This window comes from Serratia sp. TMDUHS_CL (genome assembly GCF_037137105.1).
GTDB lineage: Bacteria > Pseudomonadota > Gammaproteobacteria > Enterobacterales > Enterobacteriaceae > Serratia > Serratia nevei.
The window spans coordinates 24,299-46,605 of the sequence record NZ_JBBBDV010000003.1 but is presented as its reverse complement, the minus strand read 5'-3'; the positions used below and the strand labels follow the sequence as shown (position 1 = coordinate 46,605).

At 61.8% G+C, this 22,307-nt stretch carries 22 protein-coding genes; 9 read left to right on the top strand and 13 right to left on the bottom strand.

Annotation, left to right across the window (positions count from 1 at the left end; genetic code table 11):
* The first annotated feature begins 342 nt into the window (after nt 1–342).
* The gene (locus WCL58_RS07300) at nt 343–1,245 is read left to right on the top strand and encodes a LysR family transcriptional regulator (RefSeq protein ID WP_060439281.1); all 903 of its coding nucleotides are present in this window, start codon (nt 343–345) and stop codon (nt 1,243–1,245) included.
* On the opposite strand, the gene eutC is transcribed toward WCL58_RS07300, so the two are convergent.
* Together eutC and WCL58_RS07290 are read right to left on the bottom strand one after the other, a co-directional pair.
* Nucleotides 1,224–2,015, bottom strand: a complete 792-nt coding sequence (gene eutC / locus WCL58_RS07295) for an ethanolamine ammonia-lyase subunit EutC (RefSeq protein ID WP_336850797.1) — start codon at nt 2,013–2,015, stop codon at nt 1,224–1,226. The genes WCL58_RS07300 and eutC overlap by 22 nt on opposite strands.
* On the bottom strand, nt 2,012–3,397 hold the full coding sequence (locus tag WCL58_RS07290; protein WP_336850796.1) for an ethanolamine ammonia-lyase subunit EutB: 1,386 nt from the start codon (nt 3,395–3,397) through the stop codon (nt 2,012–2,014). Before WCL58_RS07290 ends, eutC begins: the two co-directional genes overlap by 4 nt.
* 159 nt (nt 3,398–3,556) lie before the next feature.
* Here WCL58_RS07290 and WCL58_RS07285 point away from each other — a divergent pair, with 159 nt between their 5' ends.
* Nucleotides 3,557–4,105, top strand: a complete 549-nt coding sequence (locus WCL58_RS07285; protein ID WP_336850795.1) for a nucleotidyltransferase family protein — start codon at nt 3,557–3,559, stop codon at nt 4,103–4,105.
* A 52-nt stretch (nt 4,106–4,157) separates the two neighbouring features.
* A complete protein-coding gene (locus tag WCL58_RS07280; protein ID WP_060419851.1) occupies nt 4,158–4,625 on the top strand; it encodes a FlxA-like family protein in 468 nt (155 codons plus the stop codon).
* A 1-nt stretch (nt 4,626) separates the two neighbouring features.
* Here WCL58_RS07280 and WCL58_RS07275 read toward each other — a convergent pair whose 3' ends face one another.
* A complete protein-coding gene (locus WCL58_RS07275; RefSeq protein WP_336850794.1) occupies nt 4,627–5,547 on the bottom strand; it encodes a LysR family transcriptional regulator in 921 nt (306 codons plus the stop codon).
* A 96-nt stretch (nt 5,548–5,643) separates the two neighbouring features.
* Between WCL58_RS07275 and WCL58_RS07270 the strand changes: the two genes are divergently transcribed.
* The gene (locus tag WCL58_RS07270) at nt 5,644–6,636 is read left to right on the top strand and encodes a bile acid:sodium symporter family protein (protein ID WP_180547551.1); all 993 of its coding nucleotides are present in this window, start codon (nt 5,644–5,646) and stop codon (nt 6,634–6,636) included.
* Between the two features lie 26 nt (nt 6,637–6,662).
* Here the strand turns inward: WCL58_RS07270 and WCL58_RS07265 are convergent, their stop codons facing one another.
* The 3 genes from WCL58_RS07265 to zipA form a co-directional block, all read right to left on the bottom strand.
* Nucleotides 6,663–6,878, bottom strand: a complete 216-nt coding sequence (locus WCL58_RS07265; protein ID WP_004936441.1) for a DUF3820 family protein — start codon at nt 6,876–6,878, stop codon at nt 6,663–6,665.
* Complete coding sequence (gene ligA, locus WCL58_RS07260) at nt 6,878–8,899, bottom strand: NAD-dependent DNA ligase LigA (protein WP_180547552.1); 2,022 nt, start codon at nt 8,897–8,899, stop codon at nt 6,878–6,880. Before ligA ends, WCL58_RS07265 begins: the two co-directional genes overlap by 1 nt.
* Nucleotides 8,900–8,978: 79 nt before the next feature.
* Nucleotides 8,979–10,004 carry a cell division protein ZipA gene (gene zipA, locus WCL58_RS07255; RefSeq protein ID WP_142110320.1) on the bottom strand — a complete coding sequence of 342 codons (1,026 nt, stop codon included), beginning with the start codon at nt 10,002–10,004 and terminating at the stop codon, nt 8,979–8,981.
* 221 nt (nt 10,005–10,225) lie between these two features.
* Between zipA and cysZ the strand changes: the two genes are divergently transcribed.
* The 5 genes from cysZ to crr all read left to right on the top strand — a co-directional run bounded on the left by cysZ (nt 10,226) and on the right by crr (nt 15,128).
* Nucleotides 10,226–10,984: a sulfate transporter CysZ gene (gene cysZ / locus WCL58_RS07250; protein WP_049198406.1), complete on the top strand. Its 759-nt coding sequence runs from the start codon at nt 10,226–10,228 to the stop codon at nt 10,982–10,984.
* Nucleotides 10,985–11,169: 185 nt separating this feature from the next.
* The gene (gene cysK, locus WCL58_RS07245; RefSeq protein ID WP_038881303.1) at nt 11,170–12,138 is read left to right on the top strand and encodes a cysteine synthase A; all 969 of its coding nucleotides are present in this window, start codon (nt 11,170–11,172) and stop codon (nt 12,136–12,138) included.
* Nucleotides 12,139–12,537: 399 nt separating this feature from the next.
* Nucleotides 12,538–12,795 carry a phosphocarrier protein Hpr gene (gene ptsH, locus WCL58_RS07240; RefSeq protein WP_004936458.1) on the top strand — a complete coding sequence of 86 codons (258 nt, stop codon included), beginning with the start codon at nt 12,538–12,540 and terminating at the stop codon, nt 12,793–12,795.
* A 46-nt stretch (nt 12,796–12,841) separates the two neighbouring features.
* Nucleotides 12,842–14,569: a phosphoenolpyruvate-protein phosphotransferase PtsI gene (gene ptsI, locus WCL58_RS07235; RefSeq protein ID WP_015378671.1), complete on the top strand. Its 1,728-nt coding sequence runs from the start codon at nt 12,842–12,844 to the stop codon at nt 14,567–14,569.
* 49 nt (nt 14,570–14,618) lie between these two features.
* The gene (crr, locus tag WCL58_RS07230; RefSeq protein WP_004936467.1) at nt 14,619–15,128 is read left to right on the top strand and encodes a PTS glucose transporter subunit IIA; all 510 of its coding nucleotides are present in this window, start codon (nt 14,619–14,621) and stop codon (nt 15,126–15,128) included.
* 76 nt (nt 15,129–15,204) lie between these two features.
* Here crr and WCL58_RS07225 read toward each other — a convergent pair whose 3' ends face one another.
* The 7 genes from WCL58_RS07225 to WCL58_RS07195 all read right to left on the bottom strand — a co-directional run bounded on the left by WCL58_RS07225 (nt 15,205) and on the right by WCL58_RS07195 (nt 22,251).
* Entirely contained in the window at nt 15,205–16,530 is a 1,326-nt protein-coding gene (locus WCL58_RS07225) for an ATP-binding protein (RefSeq protein ID WP_060419835.1), read from the bottom strand.
* 6 nt (nt 16,531–16,536) lie between these two features.
* Complete coding sequence (locus WCL58_RS07220) at nt 16,537–17,217, bottom strand: response regulator transcription factor (protein WP_336850792.1); 681 nt, start codon at nt 17,215–17,217, stop codon at nt 16,537–16,539.
* Between the two features lie 257 nt (nt 17,218–17,474).
* Complete coding sequence (gene cysM, locus WCL58_RS07215) at nt 17,475–18,356, bottom strand: cysteine synthase CysM (protein ID WP_033638551.1); 882 nt, start codon at nt 18,354–18,356, stop codon at nt 17,475–17,477.
* A gap of 79 nt (nt 18,357–18,435) precedes the next feature.
* Complete coding sequence (gene cysA / locus WCL58_RS07210) at nt 18,436–19,524, bottom strand: sulfate/thiosulfate ABC transporter ATP-binding protein CysA (RefSeq protein ID WP_063988895.1); 1,089 nt, start codon at nt 19,522–19,524, stop codon at nt 18,436–18,438.
* Complete coding sequence (gene cysW, locus WCL58_RS07205) at nt 19,514–20,389, bottom strand: sulfate/thiosulfate ABC transporter permease CysW (protein WP_019453851.1); 876 nt, start codon at nt 20,387–20,389, stop codon at nt 19,514–19,516. Before cysW ends, cysA begins: the two co-directional genes overlap by 11 nt.
* Nucleotides 20,389–21,228: a sulfate/thiosulfate ABC transporter permease CysT gene (cysT, locus tag WCL58_RS07200; protein ID WP_019453852.1), complete on the bottom strand. Its 840-nt coding sequence runs from the start codon at nt 21,226–21,228 to the stop codon at nt 20,389–20,391. Before cysT ends, cysW begins: the two co-directional genes overlap by 1 nt.
* Nucleotides 21,229–22,251, bottom strand: a complete 1,023-nt coding sequence (locus tag WCL58_RS07195) for a sulfate ABC transporter substrate-binding protein (protein WP_047730138.1) — start codon at nt 22,249–22,251, stop codon at nt 21,229–21,231.
* Between the last annotated feature and the right edge of the window lie 56 nt (nt 22,252–22,307).

The following is a 22,307-nucleotide window of genomic DNA, read 5'->3' as shown; positions in this document are numbered from 1 at the left end:
CTAAGGCGACAAAAAAACCGGCACGGCTGGCCGGCCGATAACCAGGTATCAGATCAGAATGAGATAAAGTAAAGGCTTACTAATCATTGAGACTGAACCGGTTATCAAATTGAACGGTTAATCTGGTGTTGGAGCGACAATCAACTCCGCAGGCGGCTCGCGCAGCCTGGGAAAAACATCTGCTATTTAGTGCTAAGCGCCGCGAGGTTTATACGTTTTCTCTCTATACGGCCGGGATGGGACGGCGTTGAAGCCCGTCGTCAACCCGCAGCCAGAGTAGCCGCCGCACCGTCGGCAGAGAAGCGGGTATTCATAAGAAACGCTTTTGCATATAATGCAAAAATGAATGACGCCCGCTATGTAGAACATCTGCCAATTTTTCTCGACGTGGCCCGCCTGGGCAGCTTTTCCGCCGCCGCGCGCCGGCTGGGCATGGTGCCCTCCTCGCTGGTGCGCCACATCGATGCCCTGGAAAGCGCGCTCGGCGCCGCGCTGTTCGTGCGCTCCACCCGCGGCCTGCTGCTGACCGACGCCGGCGAGCTGCTGCTGACGCGCGCCACCGCGCTGATGACGGACATTACCGGCCTTCGCGCCGAGCTGAGCGCGCTGAACGAAACGCCGCAGGGCACGCTGCGCATCAGCTGCCTGCCGACCTTCGGCAAAACCTATGTGCTGCCGCTGCTGCCGACGCTGGCGGAACGCTACCCGCAGCTGTCGGTCGACCTCGATCTGACCGAACGTCTGACCGATCCGACGCAGGAACGGCTCGACGCCGCCATCCGCATCGGCGAACAGAAGGACAGCGCGCTGTATGCCAGCCGCATCGCCACCCAACGCTGGGTGATGTGCGCCAGCCCCGCCTACGTCGCCCGCTATGGCCTGCCGGCCGATCTGGAGGCGCTGCCGCAGCATCGGCTGATCGCCCGCTACCACAAGCAGCAGCCGGCCTGCTGGGCGCAGATCCTCGACGCGGCGCTGATGAGCCGCTGCACCATGGCGCTGCGTTGCGACGACTTCACCGCGCAACGCCAGGCCGCGCTGCTCGGGCTCGGCATCGCCTTCCTGCCCAACTGGGTGGTGGGGCCGGACGTGCAGCACGGGCAACTGGTGCAAATGCTGGAAGATCCGCGCCATGAGCAGCAAGGTATCTATCTGCTGCGCCCGATGGCGAAGGTGTCCGCCCGGCTGGCGGCCTTCACCGCCCTGCTGCAGCAAACCATCGGTCAACCGCCCAGCTGGGGGTAAAGCGGCGTCAACCGGCCGTGCGAAGCCGGGTTGTCGCTCTCGTCCTTCAGCTCGATGCCGCTCAGCCGCCGCAGGAACGCCTGCTCCAGCAGCCAGGCCAGGCGGAACGCCGCCTGCGGATAATCCAGCCCCTCGGGCCGCACGTTGGAGATACAGTTGCGCTCGGCGTCCGTTCTGCGCGCGTTCGGCCCCCAGGTCAAATAGACGCCCAGGCTGTCCGGCGACGACAGCCCCGGCCGTTCGCCGATCAAAACCGCCACCGCCCGGGCCTGCAGGCATTCGCCGATCTCATCCCCCAGCGCCACCCGCGCCTGATGCGCCAGCACCACCGGCGCAACGGTCAGCCCCAGCGAATCGAGATAGGGGCGCAGCGCCTGCAGCAGCGGCAGCGCCTGACGGTGCACCGCCTTGGAGGAGAGGCCGTCCGCCACCGCCAGCAGCAGATCGACGCGGCGCAGCGGCCCGCCGAGCAGCAGGCTGCGGCTGTCCGGCGCCAACCGCCGCCCCAGATCCGGTCGGCGCAGATAGGCGGCGCGATCGGCGGCCTGGCTGTGCACCGCCAGCGTGGGCCAACCGGCATCGTGCAGATCCGCCGCCAGCCGTTCGCTGTCGAAAGGCTGATGCACCGCGTCGCGCGCCTGGGCATGGGCCAGCCCGAAGCGCAGCAGCTCATCGGTCGGCAGGCTGGCGCCGGTGCGCCCCAGCGCGATGCGCGCATCGGTAAAGGCGCGCAGCGCGTCCCAGCTGTTGGCGTGAACCGGTTTGCTCATGTGCGTTCTCCCTGCAGCGCCAGCAACAGCGGATGATTGGCGGCGGCGTCGCACAGCCGTCCGCGTTCGTCGGTAATGTTCATCGCCGCCAGCCAGGCGGCGAACTCCGGCGCGTGCTTCAGCCCCAGCAGTTCGCGGATATAGAGCGCGTCATGGAACGATGTGCTTTGGTAGTTGAGCATGATGTCGTCCGCGCCCGGCACGCCGATCAGGAACGTTAACCCGGCGGCGGCCAACAGCGTCAGCAGCGTGTCCATGTCGTCCTGATCGGCTTCGGCATGGTTGGTGTAGCAGACGTCGCAGCCCAGCGGCAGGCCGAGCAGCTTGCCGCAGAAGTGGTCCTCCAGCCCGGCGCGGATAATTTGCTTGCCGTCATACAGGTATTCGGGGCCGATAAACCCTACCACGGTGTTGATCAGCAGCGGCGAGAAATGGCGCGCCACCGCATAGGCGCGCGCCTCGCAAGTTTGCTGATCGACGCCGTGATGGGCGTTGGCCGACAGGCAGCTGCCCTGCCCGGTTTCGAAATACATCACGTTGTCGCCCAGTGTGCCGCGCCTGAGGCTCAGCGCCGCCTGCTGCGCTTCCGCCAGCAGCGCCAAACTGATGCCGAAGCTGCGATTGGCCGCTTCGGTACCGGCGATCGACTGAAACACCAGATCCACCGGCGCGCCGCGCTCTATCAGCCGCAGCGTGTTGGTCACGTGGGTCAGCACGCAGGATTGGGTGGGAATGGCGAAGCGCTGGATCACGTCGTCCAGCATGTAGTTGAGCTTTTCCAGCAGCGGCAGGCTGTCGCTGGCCGGATTGATGCCGACCACCGCATCGCCGCTGCCGTACAACAGGCCGTCCAGCATGCTGGCGGCGATGCCCTGCAGGCTGTCGGTCGGGTGATTGGGCTGCAGCCGCACGCTGAGGTGGCCCGGCAGGCCGATCGTATTGCGAAAGCGCGTCACCACCCGGCACTTCTTCGCCACCAGGATCAGATCCTGATTGCGCATGAGCTTGCTCACCGCCGCCGCCATCTCCGGCGTGATGCCGGCCGCCACCTGCGCCATCATGGCGCTGTCCGCCTGCTCGCTCAGCAACCAATCGCGAAAATCACCGACCGTGAGGTGCGAGATGGGCTCAAAGGCGGCGGCATCGTGGCCGTCGATAATCAGGCGCGTCACCTCGTCCTCTTCGTACGGCACCAGCGCCTGCTGCAGGAACGCCTTGAGCGGCAAGTCCGCCAGCGCAATGCGCGCCGCCATACGCTCTCCGGCGCTTTGCGCCGCCACCTCCGCCAGATAATCGCCGGAACGCGCCGGCGAAGCCTTCGCCATCAGCTGACGCAGATCGCCAAAGCGATAGCCGCGTTGGCCCACCGTTGCCTGATACATAGCCCCCTCCCTTGCCCCGAGTGACGAGATAACAGCCCTGCACCAAGTGTAGTCAGTGGGAAAAGAAAATTATTTTGCACGCGATCGCCGCCGTCGCGCTTTCCCCCATTTCACCCGCCGCCGCTTCGGGTTACAGTAGCCGCGAAAAAAGGAGGGGTGATGGATCCGCAACGGCAAATTATCGACTGGCTGCAACAAGATGACGCTCGCATGGCCGCCCTGCGCACCGCGCGCCGGCTCGGCCTGAATGACTGGTGCCTGGGCGCCGGCTTCGTACGCAATCTGGTGTGGGATCGGCGCCACGGCTACCTGGACGCCACGCCGCTCAACGATATCGACGTGATCCACTTCGATGCGGAGCGTGCGGACGCCGAGCGCGATCGCATGCTGGAGGCGCGGCTGCACCAATGGCTGCCGCAGCCGTGGTCGGTCAAGAATCAGGCGCGCATGCACCTGCGCGGCGGCCGGGCGCCTTACCGCGACAGCGAAGAGGCCATCAGCTTTTGGACCGAAGTGGAAACGGCGATCGGCGCGCGCCTGAACGCCGACGACAGCATCACGCTGGTGGCCCCCTTCGGGCTCGCGGCGCTGTTCGAGGACACCATCACCTTCAACGTGAAAAACGGCGATCGCGCGGCCTATGCCCAGCGCGTGCTCGACAAAGGCTGGCTGCAGCGCTGGCCGCACCTGCGGCAGGTAAAGATTTAATCGCCGCTGCCGATACTCTGAACAGCGATAGCCAGACTCAGGGAGAGCACCCATGTCGACCACCATCACCATGATCGTACCGATCAAAAATACCGTTCCCGGCGTCAGCCACGTCTTCAGCGCGCCGGGCCATCAGGGCGAATTGCTGATGGCCAAACCGGTCAACAACCAGCCGGAAGGCGGCAAGGCGAAGAAAAGCGAAGGCGCCAGCGGCAATGACGAACCGGAAAATCTCAACGAAAGCCGCGCCTCGGCACGCATCAAGGCGCTGAACCGGCAGATTCAGGCTCTGCAGCAAAAGCTGGTGGAGCTGAAGGACTCCAGCGCCGATCCCAAAGAGATCGAGAAGCAAAAGCAGCTGATTGAAGCACAGATCAAGATGTTGCAGGCCGAGATCGCGCGCATCCAGAAAGAAGAAATGGAAAAGCAGCAACAGGAGCAAATGGAAAAAGCCGCGGCGCAATCCGGCGACGGCGTAAACCGCCCGACGCCGCTCAACGCGGTGGACGTCTATATCTGAATCAATATTCGGCGTTTTCCTGCCGGCGCTGGTGCAGCAGCGCCGCCTGCTGACGCGCCACCTGCCAGATGGCCTCCGCCGCCGGCGTCAGCGAGCGGTTCTTGCGCCGCACCAGCATCAACGCGCGATTGATCTCCGGCACCAGCCGCCGTACCCGGAGCCGCCCCCCTTCCGGCAGCGGCAGCGCCAACGCCGGGAAGATACTGATGCCAATCCCTTCCGCCACCATCGGGAACAGCGTAGCCGGATGACCGATTTCCTGCACCACCTGCGCCTCGACGCCCTGCTGCCTCAGCGCGCTGTCGATCAACGGCCGGCTGCCCGACGCGTAATCCTGCAACACCAGGCGGCAGCCGTTTAACGCCGACCAACGCACCTCTTGACGCGCAGCAAACTGGTGATCGTCGCGGCACAGCAGCAGGAACGGTTCATGCAGCACCGCTTCGCACTCCAAATCCACCGCCTGCACCGGATCGACCACGATGCCAAAATCCACCTCGGCGTTGCGCACGCTGTGCAGCACCTGCTGCTGCGCCTGATCGCGCAGCATGATGCGGATCTCCGGGTATTCGCGTTCGCCGGCGGCGATGCACTGCGGCATCAGATGGGCGGAAATGGTCTGGCTGGTCGCCACCCGCACCGTGCCGCTGCGCTGTACGCCAAAGCTGCGCGCATCCAGCAACGCGGCCTGCAGTTCGTCCAGCAGCCGTTCGACCCGGTTGGCCAGCCGCAGGCCGGCGTCGGTCAACACCACTTCACGCGTGGTGCGATCCAGCAGGCGCACGCCGACCTCCGCCTCCAGCTCTTTCACGCTGTGGCTGACCGCCGACTGCGTCAGGCCAATCGCCTCGCCGGCGCGGCTGAAGCTGCCGTGGCGGGCGACAGCGACAAACACCCGCAGCTGTTTGAGTGAGTAATTCATGTGTTTTATTCATAGATGAATTAAATAAATCAATTTAATTATTATATGCCCACGCGGGAGAATAGCCCCATCGATTTTCTACCCGAGCGCATCGCCATGAGATTCCTGCCCGATCGTTTTACCCTGACGCTGATCGCCACCGTGCTGCTGGCTTCTTTCCTGCCGGCGCGCGGCGAGTTCGTCGGCTGGCTCAACGCCCTGACCATCGCCGCCATCGCCCTGCTGTTCTTCATGCACGGCGCCAAGCTGTCGCGCGAGGCCATCCTGGCCGGCAGCAATAACTGGCGGCTGCATCTGTGGGTGATGTTCAGCACCTTCATCATTTTTCCGGCGCTGGGGATGCTGTTCGCCTGGTGGGCGCCGATCGACGTCAGCCCCGAGCTGTACGCCGGTTTCATCTACCTGTGCATCCTGCCCGCCACCGTGCAGTCGGCCATCGCCTTCACCTCGCTGGCGGGCGGCAACGTGGCGGCGGCGGTGTGCAGCGCCTCCGCCTCCAGCCTGCTGGGGATCTTCGTATCGCCGCTGTTGGTTGGCCTGCTGATGAACGTGCACGGCGATACCGGCGGCCTGCGGCAGGTGGGTTCGATCGTGCTGCAGCTGCTGGTGCCGTTCGTCGCCGGTCACCTGCTGCGGCCGCTGATCGGCGGCTGGATCGAACGCCATCGGCCGCTGATCGGTAAAACCGATCAGACTTCAATTCTGCTGGTGGTGTACGCCGCCTTCAGCGAGGCGGTGACGCACGGTATCTGGCATCAGGTGGGGATCGGTTCGCTGGCGTTTATCGTCGGTGGCAGCATCGTGCTGCTGGCGATCGTGCTGGTGGTGAACACTTACATGGCGCGCTGGCTGGGGTTCAGCAAAGCGGACGAGATCACCATCGTATTCTGCGGTTCGAAGAAGAGCCTGGCGAACGGCATTCCGATGGCCAATATCCTGTTCCCGGCGGCGACGGTGGGGATCATGGTGCTGCCGCTGATGGTGTTCCATCAGGTGCAGCTGATGACCTGTGCGGTATTGGCGAAAAGATATCAGCGCAAGCAGCAGGCGCAACAGGCGGTGCCCAACGCGCAGGCGTCGCGCGGGTAAAAAAAGACGGGCCGAGGCCCGTCAGTTCAGCTTTTCTTCAGCGGCTTGACCAGGTGGTCAAGCCCTTCGATTTTAATCGCCAGCGTCATCTCCATCAGCATGCCGAGCTTGCCTTTGGGGAATTCGCCCTTGCGGGCGAACCACAGCAGGTACTCTTCGGGCAGGTCGATCAGCACCCGCCCCTGGTACTTGCCGAACGGCATCACGGTATTGGCGATCTCCAGCAGGTTTTCCTTTTCCATCAGTCACCCAGCAGGCGGATCATCTCCGCTTCGTCGATCACGGCAATACCCAGCTCCTGCGCCTTCGCCAGCTTGGAGCCGGCCGCTTCGCCGGCGATCACCAAATCGGTTTTCTTCGACACGCTGCCGCTGACCTTGGCGCCCAGCGCCGTCAGGCGATCTTTGGCCTCGTCGCGCGACAGCTGGCTCAGCGAGCCGGTCAGCACCACGGTTTTGCCGGCGAACGGGCTGTCTATCTCTTCGGCGACCACCACCACCGGCGCCGGCCAGTGGATGCCGATCTCGGCGCCCACCAGCTCGTCGATCACCTGCTGATTGAGCGCTTCATCGAGGAAATTGCGGGTGTGTTTGGCCACCACTTCGCCGACGTCCGTCACCTCTTTCAGCGCCTCGATATCGGCGGCGAACAGCTTCTCGAGCGATCCGAAATGCGCCGCCAGGTTGGCGGCGGTCGCCTCGCCGACCTCGCGAATGCCCAGCGCATACAGGAAACGAGCGAAGGTGGTCTGTTTGGATTTCTCCAGCGCATTGACCAGATTCTGCGCCGATTTCGGCCCCATGCGATCCAGGCCGGTCAGAATGCCGGCGGACAGACGGAACAGATCGGCCGGGTTCTTCACGTACTCTTTGTCCACCAGCTGCTCGATGATCTTGTCGCCCATGCCTTCAACGTCCAGCGCGCGGCGGGAAACGAAGTGCTTCAACGCCTCTTTGCGCTGCGCGCCGCAGATAAGACCGCCGGTGCAGCGCGCTACCGCCTCGCCTTCCACGCGCTCAACGTCGGAGCCGCACACCGGGCAGTGCAGCGGGAACACCACTTCGCGCGCATCCTGTGGCCGACGATCTTCCAGCACCCCCACCACCTGCGGGATGACGTCGCCGGCGCGGCGCACGATCACCGTATCGCCGATGCGCAGCCCCAGACGCTCAATTTCATCGGCGTTGTGCAAGGTGGCGTTGCTGACGGTCACCCCGGCCACCAGCACCGGCTCAAGGCGCGCCACCGGCGTAATCGCGCCGGTGCGGCCAACCTGAAACTCCACTTCGCGCACCACGGTGATCTGCTCCTGCGCCGGGAATTTGAACGCCGTCGCCCAGCGCGGCGCACGCGCCACGAAGCCCAGCGTTTCCTGCAGATCGATATCGTCAATCTTGATCACCACGCCGTCGATGTCGAAACCGAGCTGCGCGCGGTCCTGCTCGACCTGGCGATAAAACGCCAGCACTTCCTCGCTGCCGGTGCGGCGTTGGGCGCGATCGCTGACCGGCAGGCCCCAGGCCTTGAACTGCATCAGGCACTCAAAGTGGCTGCGCGGCAGCTCGCCGCCTTCCAGCAGGCCGACGCCGTAGCAGAAGAAGGTCAGCGGGCGTTTGGCAGTAATGCGCGGATCGAGCTGGCGCAGCGAACCGGCGGCGGCGTTGCGCGGGTTGGCGAACACCTTGCCGTCTTTGCGGCGGGCTTCTTCGTTCATCTGTTCAAAACCGGCCTGCGGCATGAACACCTCGCCGCGCACTTCCAGGCGGCGCGGGATGTTGTCGCCGGTCAGGCGCAGCGGGATGGCGCGAATGGTGCGCACGTTGGTGGTGATGTTCTCGCCGGTGGTGCCGTCGCCGCGCGTCGCCGCGCGCACCAGCTCACCGTCTTCGTACAGCAGGCTGACCGCCAGGCCGTCCAGCTTCAGCTCGCAGCAGAAGGTCAGCGGATCGCTGCTTTTGAGCCTATCCTGCACGCGCTTGTAAAACGCCAGGAAGCTTTCTTCGTCGAACACGTTGTCCAGCGACAGCATCGGCACTTCGTGACGCACCTGGTCGAACGCCGCCAGCGGCGCGGCGCCCACGCGCTGGGTCGGTGAATCGGCGGTGACCAACTCAGGATGCTCGCTCTCCAGTTCGCGCAGTTCGCGCATCAGGCGGTCATATTCCGCATCCGGCACTTCCGGCGCATCCAGCACATGATACTGGTATTCATGATGGCGCAGTGTGGCTCGTAGTTGATTGATTTGTTGGATTATCGATTCCATGGCTCACCATCAAAGATAAAAAACCCCCGGCTAGCGGGGGCTTTGTTGTTACGGATGTTCAGTGCGCGCGGCAACCCGGTCAGGCGTTGTTTTCCAACACTTCACGGATACGCGCTTTGTAGGTTTCCAGCTTCTGCGGCGTCATCATGCGGCGCTCGTCGTCCAGCACCACGCCGCCCACGTCGTCGGCGATGCGCTGTGCCGACTGCAGCATCAGCTTGAAGTTCTGATTGGCGTCGCCGTAAGACGGCACCATCATGAACATCGACACGCCCGGTGTGGAAAAGTCGGACATCATGTCAGGATCGAACGACCCCGGCTTGACCATGTTCGCCAGGCTGAACAGCACCGGGCCGCTGCCGGCCGGGCTGATATGGCGGTGGAAGATGCCCATCTCGCCAAACTGGAAGCCCGCCTGCAACACGCTCTGCAGCAGCACTTCGCCGCCGATTACGCCGCCCTGATGGGCTGCGACGTGCAGCACCAGCACGGTCTCTTTCAGCTTGGCCTGAATGGGCGCAGCCGCCGGCTGTTGTGGCTGTGGCGCAGGCTCCTGCGCCGGCTTCACTTCCGGCGCTTGCTGCACAGGGGCCGGCTCGGCGTGGAATGCCGGTTCCGCCCCCTGCGGCGCCTCATGTTCATGCGGCAGATCGTCGACGCGCGGCTCACGGCGCGCGGCCGGTTGCGGTTGCTGCGGCTCGGCCTGTTCTTCGTCCGGCGCGTAGTTGTTCAGCAGGATGTCATCATACTCCGGCCGCTGAGACAGCGGAGGCGGCGTCTGATGAGCAGCCGGCTGAACGGCGCGGGGCGCAGGCGCAGGCGCCGGAGCGGGCTTCGGCGCGGCCACGGGTTCTTCGCGTGCGGCATCGAAATGGCCGAATGACGGCTCGTCTTGCGGGTGAGCGGCGCGTACGCGCACCTCACCGACGCCTTCTTCGAGATCGTCGATCGGGGTTTGTTCACGTTCCTTTTGGGAACGTTTGGCTGGGCGATCGCGGAAGAGCGCTGACCGTTCTTTGCGACTGGTCCACAGACCGTGCAATAACAGCGCTATTATGGCGATCGCGCCAACAACGATTAATATCAGACGCAAATCCTGCATCATTGCTATCTCTGTTGTTCCAATACATTGCCACCGCGGCAAACATTCACTCTTTAACTCTATTTGCCCGCGCACACAAGTGCAAGTCCGTGCTGAACTTTATGCCAATAAAGATGATTATACTGCCTTTTTCTGCTGGTTTTTCAGCCAACCCTACCCTAGCCAGTGGAAAATCATCCCTATATGATAATGATGCCTGTTCAGACAACGAGATAACTTAAGATATGTCCTATACGCAGCCCCCTGCCCGCTCAACCAGCGGCATTCACTATTTCGCCGAAGGTTGGCGCCTGATTTCGCGCCCGGGGATTAAACGCTATGTGGTTCTGCCGTTGCTGGTCAACGTGCTGCTGATGGGGTCCGCTTTCTGGTGGCTGTTCAGCCGGCTCGGCGACTGGATCCCGGCGATGATGAGCCACGTTCCCGACTGGCTGCAATGGTTGAGCTACCTGCTGTGGCCGCTGGCGGTCATTTCGGTGCTGCTGGTGTTCAGCTATCTGTTCAGCACCATCACCAATCTGATTGCGGCGCCGTTCTGCGGCCTGCTGGCCGAACAGCTCGAAGGCAGCCTGACCGGCAAACCGCTGCCGGACACCGGCCTGCTCGGCATCGCCAAAGATCTGCCGCGCATCATGGCGCGCGAATGGCGCAAGCTGATGTATTACCTGCCGCGCGCGCTGCTGCTGCTGGCGCTGTACTTCGTGCCCGGCATCGGCCAGACGGTGGCGCCGGTACTATGGTTCCTGTTCAGCGCCTGGATGCTGGCGATCCAGTATTGCGACTATCCGTTTGACAACCACAAGGTGAGCTTTGCCGACATGCGCCGCGCCTTACGCCAGCACAAAACCGACAACCTGCAGTTCGGCGCGCTGGTCAGCCTGTTCACCATGATCCCGATCCTCAACCTGGTGATCCTGCCGGTCGCCGTCTGCGGCGCCACCGCGATGTGGGTCGATCGCTACCGCTCGCAATTCGTCCGATAACCGCCGCTTTTTACCGCCGATAGCGCGGGAATTTTCGACAGGGCGCGCATTTCGCGCCCTTATCATTGTGCTTAAAACTTATTTCCTAATAACATATAGATATACCAATTCTTTACTTCCCTGCCGGTACTGTTAGCGTATGCTTTCGATGTTCCCCACATTTTCATAGAGTTAAAGGACGGGCTATGAGCAAGATATATGAAGACAACTCATTAACAATCGGCCATACGCCGCTGGTTCGTCTGAACCGTATCGGCAACGGACGCATTCTGGCCAAGGTTGAATCACGCAACCCGAGCTTCAGCGTCAAATGCCGCATCGGTGCCAATATGATTTGGGATGCGGAACAACGTGGTGTGCTGACCGCCGGTAAAGAGCTGGTGGAGCCGACCAGCGGCAACACCGGCATCGCGCTGGCCTTCGTGGCCGCCGCGCGCGGTTACAAGCTGACGCTGACCATGCCGGAAACCATGAGCATCGAGCGCCGCAAGCTGCTCAAGGCGCTCGGCGCCAATCTGGTGCTGACCGAAGGGGCGAAAGGCATGAAAGGCGCTATCGCCAAGGCCGAAGAGATCGTCGCCACCGATCCGAACCGTTACCTGATCCTGCAACAGTTCAGCAATCCGGCCAACCCGGCCATCCATGAAAAAACCACCGGCCCGGAAATCTGGGAAGACACCGACGGTGAAGTCGACGTGTTCATCTCCGGCGTCGGCACCGGCGGCACGCTGACCGGCGTCAGCCGCTACATCAAGAACACCAAAGGCAAGGCCATCACTACCGTGGCGGTCGAGCCGACCGACTCGCCGGTCATCAGCCAGGCGCTGGCCGGTGAAGAGCTGAAACCGGGCCCGCACAAGATCCAGGGCATCGGCGCCGGCTTCATTCCAGGCAACCTCGATCTGGACCTGGTGGATCGCGTCGAGAAGGTCTCCAACGACGAAGCCATCAGCATGGCGCGTCGCCTGATGGACGAAGAAGGCATCCTGGCGGGCATCTCCTCCGGCGCAGCGGTCGTGGCGGCGGTGAAACTGGCCGAAGAACCGGCGTTCGCCGACAAGACCATCGTGGTGATCCTGCCCTCTTCCGGCGAACGTTATCTAAGCACCGCGCTGTTTGCCGATCTGTTCACCGAGCAGGAATTGCAGCAGTAATTCCACCACTGCACAAATCGCTAAAAAAGCACCCTGCGGGGTGCTTTTTTGTGGACTGGATCAAACTTTATAGCAGTCCAAGATTGCTTTTGCCCGTCGGCTTTAGTATTTAACGGTGCATTATTTCGATGCGCAAAATTAATCACCCCCCGAGCCCGGTCAAGGCTGAATCGATTTACTCATCTGTCGCCGACGCGTCGAATCGGGCATAATGGGGAGCGGATTGGAACGACGTCTAAAGCCGAGTTTTTTGATCTGAAGTGCCTAACGCGTCGTTTTCTGTTGCATCAACGTTCGCCCCTGTCCATAGTCAGGCGCTATAACCAGACAAGCTAAAGTCAGGCCCCTGGGCTAAACTTTAGCTCCACAACATTAATCCAATAAGTTGGGGAAACATCAATGTTCCAGCAAGAAGTTACTATTACCGCTCCGAATGGTCTGCATACTCGCCCTGCCGCTCAGTTCGTTAAAGAAGCCAAAGGCTTCACGTCTGACATCACCGTGACCTCCAACGGCAAAAGCGCCAGCGCTAAAAGCCTGTTCAAACTGCAAACTCTGGGGCTGACTCAAGGGACCGTAGTGACCATCTCCGCTGAAGGTGAAGACGAGCAGAAAGCCGTTGAGCACTTGGTAAAACTGATGGCAGAGCTTGAGTAATCGGCCCGTCTTTTTAGTTAACACCAGTCAAGAGTAAGGTAGGGTTATGATTTCAGGCATTTTAGTATCACCGGGCATCGCTTTTGGTAAGGCTCTCTTGCTGAAAGAAGACGACATTGTCATCAACCGGAAAAAAATCTCTGCTGATCAAGTAGAGCAGGAAGTCTCGCGTTTTCTGGCCGGCCGCGCGAAAGCGTCCGAACAGCTGGAAGCGATCAAGACCAAAGCTGGCGAAACCTTCGGCGAAGAGAAGGAAGCTATCTTCGAAGGCCACATCATGTTGCTGGAAGACGAAGAGCTTGAGCAGGAAATCATAGCCCTAATCAAAGACGATCTGGCCTCCGCAGACGCCGCCGCCTACACCGTGATCGAAGGTCAGGCGAAAGCGCTGGAAGAGCTGGACGACGAATACCTCAAAGAGCGCGCCGCCGACGTGCGCGACATCGGTAAGCGCCTGCTGCAGAACATCCTGGGCATGCCGATCGTCGATCTGGGCTCCATTCAGGACGAAGTGATCCTGGTGGCCACCGATCTGACCCCGTCAGAGACCGCGCAGCTGAACCTGGACAAAGTGCTGGGCTTCATTACCGATCTCGGCGGCCGGACTTCCCACACCTCTATCATGGCGCGCTCCCTGGAGCTGCCGGCGATCGTCGGTACCAGCGACGTGACCAAGCAGGTGAAAAACGACGACTACCTGATTCTGGATGCGGTTAACAACAAAATTTACGTTAACCCGACCGCTGACGTTATCGATCAGCTGAAAGCCGCCCAGAACCAATACATCACCGAGAAAAACGATCTGGCCAAGCTGAAGGACCTGCCGGCGATTACGCTGGACGGCCATCAGGTTGAAGTCTGCGCCAACATCGGCACCGTGCGCGACGTCGCGGGTGCAGAGCGCAACGGCGCGGAAGGCGTCGGCCTGTATCGTACCGAGTTCCTGTTCATGGACCGCGACTCGCTGCCGACCGAAGACGAGCAGTTCCAGGCTTATAAAGCCGTGGCGGAAGCCATGGGCTCGCAGGCCGTGATCGTCCGCACCATGGACATCGGCGGCGACAAAGATCTGCCGTACATGAACCTGCCGAAGGAAGAGAACCCGTTCCTCGGCTGGCGCGCCATCCGCATCGCGATGGACCGCCGTGAAATCCTGCACGCCCAGTTGCGCGCCATCCTGCGCGCCTCGGCGTTCGGCAAACTGCGCATCATGTTCCCGATGATCATCTCCGTGGAAGAAGTGCGCGATCTGAAAGGCGAAATCGAGACGCTGAAAGCGCAGCTGCGCGAAGAAGGCAAGGCGTTTGACGAAAGCATCGAAGTGGGCGTGATGGTGGAAACACCGGCTGCGGCGGTCATTGCTCACCACCTGGCGAAAGAAGTCGACTTCTTTAGTATTGGGACAAACGATCTAACCCAGTATACTCTGGCGGTAGATCGCGGCAACGAGCTGATTTCTCATCTCTATAACCCGATGTCCCCATCAGTGCTTGGCCTGATCAAACAGGTTATTGATGCATCTCACGCGGAAGGCAAGTGGACCGGCATGTGCGGCGAACTGGCTGGCGATGAGCGTGCTACACTGTTGTTATTGGGCATGGGGCTGGATGAGTTCAGCATGAGTGCGATTTCAATCCCGCGCATCAAGAAAATTATTCGTAACACGAATTTCGAAGATGTGAAGGCGTTGGCAGCGCAGGCCTTGGCACAGCCAACGGCACAAGACCTGATGAATTGCGTCAATAAATTCATCGAAGAAAAAACGCTCTGCTAAACTTCCACGACACTGGAACGCCGCCCAATTTAATGCTTAGGAGAAGATCATGGGTTTGTTCGATAAACTGAAATCTCTGGTTTCTGATGACAAGAAAGACACGGGCACTATCGAGATCGTCGCTCCCCTTTCTGGCGAAATCGTCAATATCGAAGATGTGCCGGACGTAGTGTTCGCTGAAAAAATCGTTGGCGACGGTATCGCCATCAAACCGGCCGGCAACAAAATGGTTGCTCCGGTTGACGGCACCATCGGTAAGATTTTCGAAACCAACCATGCATTCTCTATCGAATCCGACAGCGGCATTGAGCTGTTCGTCCACTTCGGCATCGATACCGTAGAACTGAAAGGCGAAGGCTTCAAACGCATCGCCGAAGAAGGCCAGCGCGTCAAGAAAGGTGACGTGGTTATCGAGTTCAACCTGCCTCTGCTGGAAGAGAAAGCCAAGTCTACCCTGACGCCGGTCGTTATCTCCAACATGGACGAGATCAAAGAGCTGATCAAACTGTCCGGCAGCGTGACCGTTGGCGAAACCCCGATCATCCGCATCAAGAAGTAATCGCGAATGAGCAAGAAAAACGGCGCCCTCGGCGCCGTTTTTTTTATCTCCTTCGTCGTCTCCCGATTTCGCTACGTTATGACGGCCAGCGCGGGATACGCAGGGTAATGACCAGCCCCTCTTTATCGCCGTTGCGCGCCTCAACCTGGCCGCCGTGCGCCAGCACCACCTTGCGGGTGATCGCCAGCCCCAGGCCGTACCCCTTGCCCGACAGCGCCGACTTCACGCGCACGAACGGATCGAAAATGCTCGACAGCTTCGCCTCCTCGACTCCCGGCCCCTGATCGCTGACCGCGATCTGGAACTGGTTATCAACGCGCGTCAGCGCCACCGTCACCCGCTGGCCGTGGCTGGAAAAGCGCAGCGCATTACGCACGATGTTATCCACCGCTCGCCGCATCAGCTCCGCATTGCCCTTGACGGTGTACTCCACGTCCGACTCGGCCTGCAGCACGATATCCACGCCGGGCACCTGCGCCTCGTAGCGTGCATCGCTCACCACCGCATCCACCAGGCCGTACAGATCGAAATACTCCTCGTCCGGCAGGCTGCTGTGTTCGGCGCGCGACAGCGCCAGCAGCTCGCCGATCATCTTATCCAGCCGCCCCGACTCGTGTTCGATGCGCTTGAGCGAGGTTTCGACGTTGCCGGCATTCTGCCGCGCCAGGCCGATCGCCAGCTGCAGGCGCGCCAGCGGCGAACGCAGCTCGTGCGAAACGTCATGAAGTAACTGCTCGCGGGCGCTGACCAGCAGCTCCAGCCGCTCAGCCATGGTGTCGAAATCGCGCGCCACGTCGGACAGCTCGTCATGACGGCGGCGCATTTTCGGGAACAGCCGCACCGACAGATCGCCCTGCGCCACCCGATCCAGGCCACCGCGCAGCTGACGCATCGGCCGGGTCAGGTTCCAGGCCAGCACGGCGCTGAACAGCAAACCGCCCAGCCCGCCGACCCACAGCATCGGCGCAGGAATGTTGAAGAAATGGGAACGCCGCTCCGGCCGATACTCTTCCCGCAGCCCGCGCACGTTATAGCTCAGCCAGTATCCCTGCCCTTCCCCGGTTTGCACCCAGGCAGAGATTTCCTTCGGCATCCGCCGCCCTTCAAATACCGGTTCTTCCGGCGCGGGCGGCGGCGGTTGGGTCATCGGCGTCACCGACAACAGGCGTCGATCGTCCTCGGGCCAGTCGCGCATCAGGGCTTCCAGCGCCGGCATGCCGCCGCTGCGCAACTGGGTAGCCGCCGAGGTCAGCTGCAGGCCGATGACCCGCCGCGCCATGGCGTTCTCCGGCGGCACATAGCGGTCGCCATACAAAGAAAACGCCACCCACAGGGCCTGCGTCATGATGAGGAAGGTCAGCCAAAAGCCGAGCAAAATTTTCCAGAACAGTCTTCCGCGCATGTCAGGTTACCGAATGCGATAGCCGATGCTGCGCACCGTCTCGATGCTCAGCGTATTACCGGCCAGCGCGCTCAGCTTCTGGCGGATATTGCTGATATGCACGTCCACGCTGCGATCATAGGCCTCGCGCGGGCGCCCCAGCCCCTTCTCGGACAATTCATCCTTCGACACCACGCGATCCGGCGCGCGCAGCAACAGCTCCAGCAGATTGAATTCCGAAGCGGTCAGATCAAACGCCTTACCGCGCCATTCGCTGCTGCGGGTTGAAGGGTTCAGCGTCAGCTCGCCGAAGCTGATGGCGGCTTCGGCGTCCGCCTCCTGCGGCCGCTCTTCGAAACGGCGCAGCACCGCGCGCAGACGCGCCACCAATTCGCGCGGGTAGCAAGGTTTGGGCATGTAATCGTCGGCGCCCATCTCCAGGCCAATCACCCGATCGATGTTGTCGCCTTTGGCGGTCAGCATGATGATCGGCAGCCGGCTCTTTTTACGCACGTCGCGCAGCACGTCGATGCCGCTCATGTCCGGCAGCATGATATCGAGGATCATCGCGGTATAGTCGCCCGACAGCGCGCCCTCTACCCCCGCCTTGCCGGTCAGCACCAGCGTGGCGTCGAAGCCTTCGCCCGTCAGGTATTCGCTCAGCATGGTGCCAAGCTCCAGGTCATCGTCGACCAGTAAAATTTTCATGCCTTGCTCCTTCACCGATTTTCGTTATTTTCCCGCCAATTCCGCCGGCCCGCAGCCGGTTTTACTCAATCCTTACACATCGCGGTTCGCGTCTCGCCACCGTTATTGTGGCTGCTGTCGCGCGATTTCTCTACTTCTGTCAGGGTATTGGCGTGCAGACAGGCGCTGGCCATCGCGCAGGCGGGCCGGCTATGCCGTCGGTCAAAAGGGAAGTGAGAGGGAGTTTCCCGGCGAAACGCGCCGCCGGGAGGGCACATTCAGTCGAACACGCCGGTGGAGAGGTAACGGTCACCGCGATCGCAGACGATCGCCACCACGACGCTGCCGGGGTGGGCCGCCGCGACGCGCAGGGCGCCGGCTACCGCGCCGCCGGAGCTGACGCCGCAGAAGATACCTTCACGCTGCGCCAGCTGGCGCATGGTCTGCTCGGCATCGCGCTGCTCGATATCCAGCACCTGATCCACCAGCTCCGGGCGGAAAATGCCCGGCAGGTAAGCGGGCGCCCAACGGCGAATGCCGGGGATGCTGCTGCCTTCGGCCGGCTGCAGGCCGATGATCTGTACCTGCGGATTCTGGCTCTTCAGGTAACCGCCCACGCCGGTAATGGTGCCGGTGGTGCCCATGCTGGAAACGAAGTGGGTGATGCGCCCTTCGGTCTGGCGCCAGATCTCTGGGCCGGTGGTGGTGAAATGGGCGTAGGGATTGTCGAGATTATTGAACTGATCCAGCACCTTACCCTGCCCCTGGCGCTGCATCTCCAGCGCCAGATCGCGCGCCCCTTCCATTCCCTGTTCACGGCTGACCAGGATCAGCTCGGCACCGTAGGCGCGCATCGCCGCCTGCCGCTCCAGGCTCATGTTCTCTGGCATCAGTAGCTTCAGCGTATAGCCTTTCAATGCAGCAATCATCGCCAGCGCAATGCCGGTGTTGCCGCTGGTGGCCTCAATCAGCACGTCGCCGGGCTTGATCTCGCCGCGCAGCTCCGCCTGCTGGATCATCGCCAACGCAGCGCGATCCTTCACCGATCCCGCCGGGTTATTGCCTTCCAGTTTGACCCATACCTCGCTGCCCGCCTGGGCGGCCAGCCGTTGCAGTTGTACCAGCGGGGTGTTCCCGATGCATTGTTCGAGCGTTGTCACGATCTTTGCCTGTGTTGATGTGCGTAAAGTAAAAAGGCAACCCGGGGGTTGCCTTGAAGAAAAGGGCTGCTAAAACCTATCAGGCGCTTTTGGCTAACGCAACAGGTTGCAGCAGTTGATCGCCGGCATACAGCCGCGCATTGAGGCTGCCAACGTAGTAACGGCCGCCGCGCACCGGCGTGGCGTTGCCCTCCGGCAGCACTAGGCTTATCGGTTCCTGATGCCAGCCGATCGGCTGCACCGTCAGCTGCCAGAAGTGGCCGCGCGGGCTGACTTCCAGCACCTGAACCGGCAGCGGGCAGCGCTCGCTGCTTTCGGTCGCCACTTCCATTTCCCACGGGCGCAGGAACAGATCGACGCTGCCCTGGTGCATCGGCTGGAACGACAACGGCCACTGGTGCGCGCCGACGAACAGCTGAGAGCCGCGAATTTCGCCGTTCAGGCGGTTCACTTCCCCCATGAATTCCAGCACGAAACGGCTCGCCGGTTCGCGCATGATTTCGACCGGCGACCCGACCTGTTCGATATTGCCCTGGCTCATCACCACGATGCGGTCGGCCACTTCCATCGCCTCTTCCTGATCGTGGGTGACGAACACGCTGGTGAACTTCAGCTCTTCGTGCAGCTGACGCAGCCAGCGGCGCAGCTCTTTGCGCACCTGCGCATCCAGCGCGCCGAACGGTTCGTCCAGCAGCAGAATTTGCGGTTCCACCGCCAGCGCGCGCGCCAACGCCACGCGCTGTTTCTGGCCGCCGGACAGCTGAGACGGATAGCGGTTGGCCAGGTGGCCCAGCTGCACCATTTCCAGCAGCTGGGTGACTTTCTGTTTGATCGCCGCGGCGTTCGGCCGCTCGCGGCGCGGCAGCACGGTCAGGCCGAAGGCGATGTTGTCGAACACCGTCATGTGGCGGAACAGCGCATAGTGCTGAAACACGAAGCCTACGCGCCTGTCGCGCGCATGCATGTGGCTGACGTCGGTGCCGTGGAAGCCCAGCTTGCCGCCGCTCTGGCTTTCCAGCCCGGCGATGATACGCAGCAGCGTGGTTTTGCCGGAACCGGACGGCCCGAGCAGCGCCACCATCTCGCCGGAAGCAATATCGAGCGAGATATCGTTCAATACCTTGGTGCGACCGAAGTACTTGTTGATGCCGTTAATCTCAATGCTCATGATTTTCCTCCCGCTCGAGACGCGCGTTTTGACGTTCCAGACGCCACTGCAGCGCGCTCTTCAAAAATAGGGTAACGATCGCCATCAGGGTCAACAGCGCGGCGGCGGTAAAGGAGCCGACGGTGTTGTAATCCTGCTGCAACAGCTCGACCTGCAGCGGCAGGCTGTAGGTTTCGCCGCGAATCGAACCGGACACCACCGACACTGCGCCGAACTCGCCGATGGCGCGCGCGTTGGTCAGCACCACGCCGTACAGCAGCGCCCAGCGAATGTTGGGCAGCGTCACGCGGCGGAACATTTGCCAGCCGGACGCCCCCAGCAGAATCGCGGCCTCGTCTTCCTGGCTGCCCTGGCTGAGCATCATCGGCACCAGCTCGCGCACCACGAAGGGGCAGGTAACGAAAATGGTCACCAGCACCATGCCCGGCCAGGAGAACATGATCTGGATGTTATGCGCATCCAGCCAGCCGCCCAGCAGGCCATTGCTGCCGTAAAACAGCAGGTAAATCAGCCCCGCCACCACCGGTGAAACGGCGAACGGGATATCGATCAGCGTCAGCAGCAGCTGGCGGCCGGGGAAGGTGAAGCGCGTCACCAGCCACGCCAGCAACGTGCCGAACACCAGGTTGAACGGCACGGTGATCAGCGCGATCAAGACCGTCAGCCAAATGGCATGCAGCATGTCCGGATCGAGCAAGTTGCTCCACATCGCGCCGAACCCTTTGGAAAAGGCCTCGGCGAAAATCGACATCATCGGCACCACCAGCAGCAGCACCGAGAACAGCGCGCCGATGGCGATCAGCGTCCACTTGCCCCAGTTGACGCGCGGGCGCTCGGCGCCGTTGAAGGCGGAAACATCGGCCATCAGTGCCCTCCTCCCAAACGTCTGCCGAAGCGGCTTTGCAATACGTTAATGCTGAACAGCAGCAGCAGCGACGCCGCCAGGATCACCGAGGCGATGGCGCTGGCCGCCGGATAATCGAACTCCTGCAAACGCACGAAAATCATCAGCGAGGTCACTTCCGTCTTCCAGGCGATGTTGCCGGCGATGAAAATCACCGCGCCGAACTCGCCCAGGCTGCGGGTAAAGGAGATGGCGGTGCCGGCCAGCAATGCCGGTGCCACCTCGGGCAACACCACGCGGCGGAAACTCTGCCAGCGCGTAGCGCCCAGCGTCTCGGCCGCCTCTTCGTATTCCGGCCCCAGCTCTTCCAGCACCGGCTGCACGGTGCGCACCACAAACGGCAGGCTGGTGAACGCCATCGCTACCGCGATCCCAAGCCAGGTAAAGGTGACCTTGATGTCGAAGTGCGCCAGCCACTGACCGTACCAGCCAGTGGTGGAAAACAGCCCCGCCAGCGTCAGGCCGGCCACTGCGGTCGGCAGTGCGAACGGCAGATCGATCAGGCCGTCCAGCAGCGAACGGCCGGGAAAACGGTAGCGCGTCAGGATCCAGGCCATCAGCATGCCGAACACCGCGTTGAACAGGCTGGCGACGCCGGCCGCCAGCAGCGTCACTTTATACGCCGCCACCACCTGCGGGTTGGAAATCACTTCCCAGTATTGCGCCAGGCTCATCTGTGCCAGCTGCATCACCAGCGCGGTGAGCGGCAACAGCAGGATCAAACAGGTATAAAACAGGCTGCTGCCGAGGCTGAGGCCAAATCCGGGCAGCACCCGCTTACTGGACGACAACGCCAACATTTACTTGCGCCCTGCCGCTAACAGCTGATCCAGCTCGCCGCCGGTGGCGAAGTGGGTTTTCATCACCTGAGGCCAGCCGCCGAACTGGTCTTCCACGCGGAACAGTTGGGTGTCCGGGAATTGCCCCTTCGCCGCCGCCATCGCTTTCTGGTCATACACGCGGTAGTAGAAGCTGGTGATCACCTGCTGCGCCGCCGGGCTGTAGAGATAGTTCAGATAGGCTTTGGCCGCCTGTTCGGTACCGTTGCGCTCGACGTTTTTGTCGACCCAGGCCACCGGGAACTCCGCCAGAATATCGACCGGCGGCACGATCACTTCGTACTTGTCCTCACCGTACTGCTTGCGGATGTTGTTCACTTCGGACTCGAAGCTGATCAGCACGTCGCCCAAGCCGCGCTCGACGAAGGTGGTGGTCGCGCCGCGGCCGCCGGTATCAAACACCAGCACGTTTTTCAGGAAGCGGGTCATGAAGGCGCGGGTCTTGGCCGGATCGTTGCCGTCGGCCTGATTGGCGGCGCCCCAGGCGGCCAGATAGGTGTAACGGCCGTTACCGGAGGTTTTCGGGTTCGGGAACACCAGCTTCACGTCGTCGCGCACCAGATCGTTCCAGGTGTGGATCCCCTTCGGGTTGTCCTTGCGCACCAGAAACGCCATGGTGGAATAGAACGGCGAGCTGTTGTTCGGCAGGCGCGCCTGCCAGTCCGCCGGGATCAGCTGCCCGCGATCGTGCAGGATCTGCACGTCGGTCACCTGGTTGTACGTCACCACGTCGGCGCGCAGGCCCTGCAGGATCGCCAGCGCCTGCTTGGAGGAACCGGCGTGCGATTGTTTGATGGTCAGCTTGTCGTTCGGATGCTGTTGATTCCACTGCTGTTCAAAGCCGGGATTCAGCGCGACGAACAATTCACGGGAAACGTCATAAGAGCTGTTCAGCAATTCCGCCGCCGACGCGGCGCCGCTCGCCAACAGCGCAGCCGCCAGCCAACCTTTCAGCACGAGATTTTTAACCCGGTTTTGTTTCATTCTGCACCTTATCACTGAGTCATTCCTTCAGGCTTTCGCCTTATTGACGACCAGTG

Coding starts and splice junctions, on each gene's coding strand:
- WCL58_RS07300 (WP_060439281.1), top strand. CDS start 343: ATGAATGACGCCCGCTATGTAGAACATCTGCCAATTTTTCTCGACGTG.
- eutC (WP_336850797.1), bottom strand. CDS start 2,015: ATGAGCAAACCGGTTCACGCCAACAGCTGGGACGCGCTGCGCGCCTTT.
- WCL58_RS07290 (WP_336850796.1), bottom strand. CDS start 3,397: ATGTATCAGGCAACGGTGGGCCAACGCGGCTATCGCTTTGGCGATCTG.
- WCL58_RS07285 (WP_336850795.1), top strand. CDS start 3,557: ATGGATCCGCAACGGCAAATTATCGACTGGCTGCAACAAGATGACGCT.
- WCL58_RS07280 (WP_060419851.1), top strand. CDS start 4,158: ATGTCGACCACCATCACCATGATCGTACCGATCAAAAATACCGTTCCC.
- WCL58_RS07275 (WP_336850794.1), bottom strand. CDS start 5,547: ATGAATTACTCACTCAAACAGCTGCGGGTGTTTGTCGCTGTCGCCCGC.
- WCL58_RS07270 (WP_180547551.1), top strand. CDS start 5,644: ATGAGATTCCTGCCCGATCGTTTTACCCTGACGCTGATCGCCACCGTG.
- WCL58_RS07265 (WP_004936441.1), bottom strand. CDS start 6,878: ATGGAAAAGGAAAACCTGCTGGAGATCGCCAATACCGTGATGCCGTTC.
- ligA (WP_180547552.1), bottom strand. CDS start 8,899: ATGGAATCGATAATCCAACAAATCAATCAACTACGAGCCACACTGCGC.
- zipA (WP_142110320.1), bottom strand. CDS start 10,004: ATGATGCAGGATTTGCGTCTGATATTAATCGTTGTTGGCGCGATCGCC.
- cysZ (WP_049198406.1), top strand. CDS start 10,226: ATGTCCTATACGCAGCCCCCTGCCCGCTCAACCAGCGGCATTCACTAT.
- cysK (WP_038881303.1), top strand. CDS start 11,170: ATGAGCAAGATATATGAAGACAACTCATTAACAATCGGCCATACGCCG.
- ptsH (WP_004936458.1), top strand. CDS start 12,538: ATGTTCCAGCAAGAAGTTACTATTACCGCTCCGAATGGTCTGCATACT.
- ptsI (WP_015378671.1), top strand. CDS start 12,842: ATGATTTCAGGCATTTTAGTATCACCGGGCATCGCTTTTGGTAAGGCT.
- crr (WP_004936467.1), top strand. CDS start 14,619: ATGGGTTTGTTCGATAAACTGAAATCTCTGGTTTCTGATGACAAGAAA.
- WCL58_RS07225 (WP_060419835.1), bottom strand. CDS start 16,530: ATGCGCGGAAGACTGTTCTGGAAAATTTTGCTCGGCTTTTGGCTGACC.
- WCL58_RS07220 (WP_336850792.1), bottom strand. CDS start 17,217: ATGAAAATTTTACTGGTCGACGATGACCTGGAGCTTGGCACCATGCTG.
- cysA (WP_063988895.1), bottom strand. CDS start 19,524: ATGAGCATTGAGATTAACGGCATCAACAAGTACTTCGGTCGCACCAAG.
- cysW (WP_019453851.1), bottom strand. CDS start 20,389: ATGGCCGATGTTTCCGCCTTCAACGGCGCCGAGCGCCCGCGCGTCAAC.
- cysT (WP_019453852.1), bottom strand. CDS start 21,228: ATGTTGGCGTTGTCGTCCAGTAAGCGGGTGCTGCCCGGATTTGGCCTC.
- WCL58_RS07195 (WP_047730138.1), bottom strand. CDS start 22,251: ATGAAACAAAACCGGGTTAAAAATCTCGTGCTGAAAGGTTGGCTGGCG.